This window comes from Coprococcus intestinalis, from assembly GCF_023656595.1.
Classification (GTDB): Bacteria; Bacillota; Clostridia; order Lachnospirales; family Lachnospiraceae; genus Coprococcus_A; species Coprococcus_A intestinihominis.
In genome coordinates, this window is sequence record NZ_JAMOKJ010000022.1 from 41601 (window position 1) to 49580 (window position 7980).

Genomic DNA, 7980 nt, shown 5'->3' on the forward strand with positions numbered 1-7980 from the left:
ATCTTAGATTACTGCAATTTCCAACGTTGAGCTTTGCCGAGGTTGTAACTCCAGATATCTATGTTCTTTCCCTTTCCAAGAATTCCTGTATATAAATCCAAAGTACAGGTTGAAGAGCAGTTCGGTACCAGATAATAGGCGCCGGTGCCGTCAGGAAGCACTTGCCATGGTGTAGCGGATGAGGAAAGCTGGACATTAGAGCCTGCCTTAGAACCGTTATTGGCAACACCAAGATAGAGTCCGGAGCCTACATTTTTAATCTTGTAATAGCCGTTGCCTTGATATACAAATTGGAACTTGCGATAAGCGACATTCGATTTTGTCCAAAGCAGAACATTGGTGCCGGAAGTATTCTGGTTGCGGTCTACAGATAATACATAATTATCATTGTAGTTGTTGGCAATGATATGGGTGCCGTTTGAAATTGTCCGCCTGTTGCTGAGTACCATGAAGGCGGTGTTGACCAGTGTGGTTGTCCCGGAGGCGGTAACAGCAGTTACTTTATATCGGTAGCCGCTGGCTGCTAAGGAGCCGAATTTGATGCTGGTATCAATATTCTTTAGGTTATAGGAAGTAGTATTCGGAGATACTGTCTTACCAATTTTCATTTTACCATTTGTATCATAAACACCAACAGTAACAGAGGAGATTGGATTACCTGAGGAAATTTTACCACGGATACTGAAAGAGCTTCCCTGAGTCATAGTAGTTGGAACTGTCTGCCCTGAAATCACTGGTTTCGCTTTTATTTCGGATAAAGCCCAGCGTTGAGATTTTCTGAGATTATAGTTCCATGTTCCTATATTCTGCCCTTTCTTGATAACTCCGGTGTAAAGGTCCATAGCACTGGTGGAGGAGCATTTTGGTACCAGGTAGTAAGAACCGGTGTCATCGGGAAGTACCTGCCATAAAGTGCCATCATTAGATTGTTCTACATTGGCGCCGGATGATGCAGATTGTCCTGCAACACCGAGATAAATACCTGATCCCATATTTTTAATCTTATAATAACCATTGCCTTGGTAAATGAACTGAAACTGTCGATATAGAATCGATGATTTAGTCCAGAGCAGGATATTGGTACCGGAAGTGTTTTTATTATGGTCTACGGATAGAACATATCCGGTATTCTGAACATTGGCAATCTGATAGATACCGTCAGCAATTGTTCTGTCTGTTCCAAGTACCATAAAAACTTTATTAACTAAGGTGACAGTACCGGCAGAGGATGTTGCCATAACTTTGTATCGGTAACCACCAGCAGGCAATGTACTGAATTTCACAGCTGTATCAAGTGATTTTAGATCATAGCTTGTAGTGCCGGGGGCAACGGTCTTGCCAATTTTCATGGCATCACTTGTATCATAGACACCTACAGTGACGGAAGTGATAGTACCGCTGCATGAAAGTGTACCGCGAATATCAAAAGAACTGCCAGTGGTCATTGTACTTGGCGAAGAGGCACCGGAAATAGTGACTGGGTCGTTGCTTGGAATAATTGTTCCTGAATATTTCGGCCAGTAAGTATTTTTGGCAAGATTGCCTCTGGAAACAGCCAGAGTGTACATATTGGCTGGCTTTTCAAAAATAGTACACCAGTCATAGGCAGTTTTATAGGCACCATCGGTACCATTGCTTGCTGATTTTAAACTGCTCCATAACGAAGGGTAGCTTGTTTTTAACTCATAATGCAGATATTCAAGCTGTCCTTGAAGTGTATCCCATTCTTCAGTATAGTTCTTCAATGCAGTGAAACGTTCATTATGCCATTGGCAGATACCATAGCTGCTTCCGCTGTCACCATAAATATTCGGATTAAAAGAGGATTCAGCTTGGATATTGGCAAGTACGCCGCAGGCAGCGGCAATATTCAGTCCCATATCTTCTGTAAGGTATTTGAAAATGACAGATTCATTGCTGCTGGATGCGTTGTCAGCGGCCATCAGACTGATTCCGTCTGATGAATCAAGCCACACACCTATGTAAGGCAGGTCGATATCATCTGCAAGGGCATAACTGTCTGTATCCCACACCGGATCAAATTCATAGTAGAAAAACGATGTCGTATCAAAGTCACCGATGCTTTTCCAGGAAACGGAGATTGCCTGTGGTTCAGAACTTCCGTCCAGATAAACATTCAGTGCAGATGGAAGTTCAGCAATGAGGTCTGCTTCGGATGGCTTATCATAATAGGACATGTATAGATGACACTCATCTTCGGAAAGTGGAGCAAAACCAGTAATGGTATGCTGTTCACTGTCTGATTCTATCGTGTTGATCGGCTGTGTCTCAGAAAGCGAGTCATTTTCGGTTTCTGTGGTTGCTGCAGTTGTATCTTCTGCGTAAAGGTTTGTCTCATTCAGTGCTGTTGTCTCGACTTCAATAGAGTCTGTACTTGAATCAGAAGTTTCTGCGGCTATTGCAGGAAACGAAATTGAAGTCAGAAAAAGGGCTGTGGACAAGCTTATTGCTGTCAGACGAAACAACCATTTGTTGTGTTTCATTGTGTATGAGTCTCCTTCCTTTTTCATATTGCTTCTATTATATCATAAATGTAATATATTCGTAAAGTTTTTAACAATTATGAAAAAAATGAATGGTTTCTGGCAATCCTAAAGAGATTGATAATTGAAGGATGGTGATATATGAGCTATAATTAAAATATGACTTTTAATTTTAGAAAGGAGAAGTATGATGAAAAAGGGGTTATTTACGGCGGCAGTGATTGCTGCAATGATGATGACACAGCCGGTTATGGCACAGGAAGTTGTTGAACAGACGGGAGAAGTTGTTCAACAGACAGAAGAGGATGTTTCTGAGCCTGATATGGCTGCCGATTATCAGATGGAAACAGATTTGGCTGCAGAGATAAATGTATTTAGTGCAGATAATAATGAAACGCCAATTGTTAGTGCTGATCCAACGGGCCAGGAAGGCGACAAAGACGCAGAAGAAGGCGATAAAGAACCTGAGATTAAAACCGGATGGCAGACAGAAGAAGGCAAGACCTATTATTATGATGAAAAGGGGAATAAGTCCGTCGGTGAGAAGAAGATAGACGGTAAATGGTACTATTTTGCAGAAGATGGTGTGATGCAGATTGGTTTTGTACAATTGACATCTAAGAGAGTATGCTATGGAGAAGATGGCGCCATGCTTTATGGCAAACAGTCCGTAGATGGAAATGGATACTATTTTAATACGAAAACAGGTGCTGTGACAACCGGCGAGAAGAAGATAGATGGTAAGTGGTATTATTTCGGTGAAGACGCTGTGATGCAGACAGGAGTACAGACGGTTCCAACGAAAAACGGTGGCAAGAAAAAAGTATGCTATGGAGAAGACGGTGCTATGCTGTATGGTAAGCAGAAGTGCGGCGATAACTGGTATTATCTGCAGGCAAAGACAGGTGCTATGATGTATGGCGAACAGAAAATAGATGGCAAGTGGTATTATTTTGATCGTCAGACCGGTATTATGGCTGTTGGTATCCAGTCGATTACGATGAATAACGGTTCGAAGAAAACGGTTTGTTATGGCGCGGATGGTGCCATGTGCTATGGCGAACAGAAGATAGACGGTAAATGGTATTTGTTTGATTATAAGACGGGTGTCATGCAGACCGGTATGGTGAAATTATCGAAGAAGACGGTTTATTATGGCGCGGATGGTGCCATGAGATATGGTGAACAGAAGATTAATGGCAAGTGGTATTATTTCCATATGAGAACAGGTGCCATGCAGACAGGTCTTCAGACGGTGCCATTGAAAAATGGCGGTACAAAAACAGTTTATTATGGAACTGATGGCACGATGCGATATGGAGAGCAGAAGATTAAAGGTAAATGGTACTATTTCCAGCAGGGAACAGGCGCAATGCAGATTGGATTCGCAAAAGTGTCAGGAAAGACGGTTTATTACGGAGAAGATGGTGCTATGAGATATGAACATCAGCTTATTGATGGTGACTACTATTACTTCCATCCAAAAACAGGTGCCATGCAGACGGGGCTGTTGGATTTTGGCGGCGATAGATGGGGCTTTTATGGTGCCGATGGTAAGCAGATACCAATGATAGATGCTAAGACAGCTATAGACGCAGCACATGAATTCTTTAAGGAGACGATCAGTGATGAGGATTTAGAAATCATTAAGGGTCACTATGTGCAATATCTGGCAGCTGAGCCAGAGATGGTAGATGGACATTCGAATCCGCAATACTATATTTACGCCATAGTTACAGAGGATGATGCTGATTTTGATGAGAATACAGATGAAGATGATGTTATTTATGGTGATGTTATCCGAGTGGACGCTGTAACAAAAGAATGTGTTTATGACACAGATGTGTCTGGTATTGATTAAGTGAGCAGGACAGCGCATTCCAATATTCCAATAAGCATTGACTTTGATAGAGAACGACAGAAAGCGAGTGACAGAGATGAGTGATACATACTATAAACCACTGAAAATTGCAGAGAATATTTACCATATCTATGAACCGGGCAATGTTTATACAACATTGATTATAGGCGAGGAGAAGGCATTGCTGATTGATACGGGTTATGGATTTGGTGATCTGGCAGCATTTGTGAGAACGCTGACAGACAAACCTCTGGAAGTGGTACTGACACATGGACATACAGATCATTGCGGCGGCAATTATGAATTTCCGACGGTTTATATGAATCTGATGGATGTACCAACTTATCTCTGGTATGAAGCAACGCAGAAGACATTGATTGTTGAAAAGTTTAAGAGGGATCGGTCTGCGGCCGGTCTCCCTCCTGTGTGGCCGGATGATTTTGATGAGAAGGCCTGGGGGCAGCAGCATACAAGACATTTTGAACCGTTGAAGAATGGACAGATCTTTGATCTGGGCGGACGAGAAGAAGAAATTATTTTTATGCCGGGACATACAAAGGGCTCTATTGTTGTATTTGACCATGAAACGGGACTTTTGTTTTCAGGGGACAATATCAGCGACAGTTTGTGGATACTGTTTGATACAAGTGCACCGTTGGCGGAATATGTAGGGCATCTGATGGATATCAAATTACTTCCGTTGACGGGAATTGTGGCTTCTCACAGAGGGATTATTTTCCCGGTATCTATCATCAGTGATCTGTTGAGGACCATCAGCTGCATTAATCCGCAGACGGATCGGGGATTTGTTCATCCGAGAACAGGACAGAAGGCATTGAAGCATCGTGAGCCATGTGAAGCTGTTGAAAATATTCAATATATCTATGTCGTTTATGATGAGAATAAGCTTCAATAAAATGCCGGTTTACGCTTGACTAACTGTGTACCCGCGTACTATAGTATAGATAATCTCTTTGCACTGCATATATACAGTACAAACTGATCAGGCGGGGCGCACTTTTTATAAGCGATCGCAGCCGGGCCCTTTCGGGCAGCAGATGAATGAAATGGTGAAGCATCTGCGGGACAGTTGGTGTTCCGCAGGTGCTTTTTATGTTTATAAGCATCTGCCGCAGAATATGGAGAGAGCGAGAATTAGAATCGTTTCATTTCAGAACGGAGGGTGTTATTGATGAAGAATGTAAAAACAAAGACAAATGAACAAATTGCGATGCAGGTATCAGCGAATAGTATTGCTGTGAACCTGATGTTATCTATTTTTAAGCTGATTGCCGGCTTGCTGGCATCATCAGGAGCGATGATCTCAGATGCCATTCACTCAGCATCTGACGTGTTCAGCACAATTATTGTTATTATCGGAGTTAAGATTTCCGGTAAGGCATCGGATGAAGATCATCCATATGGGCATGACAGATTTGAATGTGTTGCTTCTATTATATTGGCTATTCTTTTGGGTGTGACCGGTGTCGGCATCGGTTTAACCGGTGTTCAGAAACTGACGGCTGGTCATTACGACACACTGGCAGTACCTGGAGTGCTGGCACTGGCGGCAGCTGTTATTTCTATCGTTGTCAAGGAAATCATGTATTGGTATACAAGAAATGCAGCCAAGAAGATTAACTCAGGGGCATTAATGGCAGATGCATGGCACCATCGTTCAGATGCATTATCATCTGTAGGAAGTTTTGTGGGTATATTAGGAGCCAGAATGGGATTTCCTATGCTGGATCCTTTGGCCAGTGTTGTCATCTGTCTGTTTGTTGTCAAGGCAGCTGTTGATATTTTCAGAGACGCCATCAGCAAGATGACGGATAAATCCTGCGATCAGGAAACCGTGAATGAAATGCATGACTGCATTATGAATATTCAGGGTGTAGAAGGCATAGACCTTCTGAAGACAAGAAGTTTCGGGTCGAAGTATTATGTAGATATTGAGATCAAAGCGGATGGTGATAAAAAATTGTGGGAGGCACATGCCATTGCTGAGAATGTCCATCATGCCATAGAGCAGCGGTTCCCATTGGTCAAACATTGCATGGTCCACGTCAATCCGGCATAAAATAATAAATGCAGAATGCTGTGTTGTTTAAATGCGCAAGAAATGATAAAAAATTACTTAGACAGAGGTTTAGGTGAAACAGTATTGAAAATTTAATAGAGTGCGGTAAAAAGCTTTAGAATAGGCTTCAAAAAGGCCATTCAGACACAGGGGCTTCAACGGCGGCTGGTACTTAGGCAGTGTATTGTACTGCCTTATGTACCATTGCCAGACGTTGGCAGCGGAAGCAATCCTGTGACTGAATGGCCTTTTTGAAGCCTTTTTATGTCTGGGGCCGCACGCTCAACTTTTCGTATTTTTTTCATGAATTTTACATAACCCTGGTTTTAGATTTTACATGGAAGTTTTATCTTTAATAGCGACACGAGAAGTTAAAGAGTTAAAAAGGAAAATCTCAAAGAAGGAGAAATGAGAAATGAAAAAATTTATTTGTACAGCATTAACACTTGCAATGGTTGTAGGAAGCCTTGCAGGATGCGGAAGTTCATCATCTAAAGAAACAACAGCAGCAAGCGGTGCCGCTACGGAAGCTGCCACAGAAGCAGCACAGACAGAAGTTGCTGCAGCAACAGGTGATTTTGATACAAGCAAAGAAATCAGTGTTAACTCACGTGAAGATGGTTCAGGTACAAGAGGCGCTTTCATAGAATTGTTTGGTGTAGAAGAGAAAGCCGCTGATGGTACAAAGGTTGATAATACAACAGTGGAAGCAAATATTACAAACAGCACATCTGTTATGATGACAAGCGTAGCTGGTGATCCATATGCAATCGGTTATATTTCACTTGGTTCGTTAAACGATACAGTAAAGGCTGTTAAGATTGACGGCGCCGAGGCAACAACAGATAATGTTGCAAATGGCACATATAAAGTAGCAAGACCGTTTAATATTGTAACAAAAGACGGACTCAGTGATGTGGCAAAGGATTTTGTAGATTATATTATGAGCGCTGAAGGTCAGGATATCATTGAACAGAACGGTTACATCAAGATTGATCAGAATGCAGCAGCTTATGCAGGCAGTAAGCCTGATGGTAAAATCGTTGTCGCAGGTTCCTCAAGTGTATCTCCGGTTATGGAAAAATTAAAAGAAGCTTATCTTGCAGTGAACACAAATGCAGATATTGAAATCCAGACATCCGATTCCACAACAGGTGTTACATCTACACAGGAAGGTATCTGTGATATCGGTATGGCTTCCAGAGATCTGAAAGATACAGAAACAGGTGTAACAGCAACAACAATTGCACAGGATGGTATCGCAGTTATTGTCAACAATGAAAACCCTGTAGAGAACCTGACAAGTGACCAGGTAAAATCTATTTTCACAGGTGAAACAACAGTCTGGGCAGATGTTCAGTAAGCAGTATTCGAGTCAATGAATTGGGGGCTGTCTTCGGACAGTCCCCATGTTTTAGTTTGCGCGCCATGGGCGCGCTCTAACGGGTGAAAGTCCCGAACACGCCTAGGCGACAAGGAAGTGTATAGCTGAACAGCAAGGGTGTCTATCGTAAGGTAGAATCTGAAGGAAGCTG

The 7980-nt window shown here is 42.3% G+C and carries 5 protein-coding genes and 1 riboswitch; of the genes, 4 read left to right on the top strand and 1 reads right to left on the bottom strand.

Going from position 1 to position 7980, the window contains the following annotated elements; all coding sequences use genetic code 11:
* Positions 1 to 8 precede the first annotated feature (8 nt).
* Positions 9 to 2504, bottom strand: coding sequence for a phage tail tip lysozyme (locus NBH03_RS13990; protein ID WP_250799938.1), 2496 nt, complete (start codon positions 2502 to 2504; stop codon positions 9 to 11).
* Between the two features lie 190 nt (positions 2505 to 2694).
* On the opposite strand from NBH03_RS13990, the gene NBH03_RS13995 reads away from it, so the two are divergent.
* From NBH03_RS13995 to NBH03_RS14010, 4 genes are all read left to right on the top strand, one after another.
* A complete protein-coding gene (locus NBH03_RS13995) occupies positions 2695 to 4365 on the top strand; it encodes a hypothetical protein (protein ID WP_250799939.1) in 1671 nt (556 codons plus the stop codon).
* A 76-nt stretch (positions 4366 to 4441) separates the two neighbouring features.
* Entirely contained in the window at positions 4442 to 5281 is an 840-nt protein-coding gene (locus tag NBH03_RS14000; protein WP_250799940.1) for an MBL fold metallo-hydrolase, read from the top strand.
* A gap of 73 nt (positions 5282 to 5354) precedes the next feature.
* Positions 5355 to 5457, top strand: a riboswitch (NiCo riboswitch).
* 100 nt (positions 5458 to 5557) lie between these two features.
* Positions 5558 to 6445, top strand: coding sequence for a cation diffusion facilitator family transporter (locus tag NBH03_RS14005; protein WP_250799941.1), 888 nt, complete (start codon positions 5558 to 5560; stop codon positions 6443 to 6445).
* Positions 6446 to 6860: 415 nt separating this feature from the next.
* Positions 6861 to 7808, top strand: coding sequence for a substrate-binding domain-containing protein (locus NBH03_RS14010; RefSeq protein ID WP_250799942.1), 948 nt, complete (start codon positions 6861 to 6863; stop codon positions 7806 to 7808).
* Positions 7809 to 7980 lie beyond the last annotated feature (172 nt).

Coding starts and splice junctions, on each gene's coding strand:
- NBH03_RS13990 (WP_250799938.1), bottom strand. CDS start 2,504: ATGAAACACAACAAATGGTTGTTTCGTCTGACAGCAATAAGCTTGTCC.
- NBH03_RS13995 (WP_250799939.1), top strand. CDS start 2,695: ATGAAAAAGGGGTTATTTACGGCGGCAGTGATTGCTGCAATGATGATG.
- NBH03_RS14000 (WP_250799940.1), top strand. CDS start 4,442: ATGAGTGATACATACTATAAACCACTGAAAATTGCAGAGAATATTTAC.
- NBH03_RS14005 (WP_250799941.1), top strand. CDS start 5,558: ATGAAGAATGTAAAAACAAAGACAAATGAACAAATTGCGATGCAGGTA.
- NBH03_RS14010 (WP_250799942.1), top strand. CDS start 6,861: ATGAAAAAATTTATTTGTACAGCATTAACACTTGCAATGGTTGTAGGA.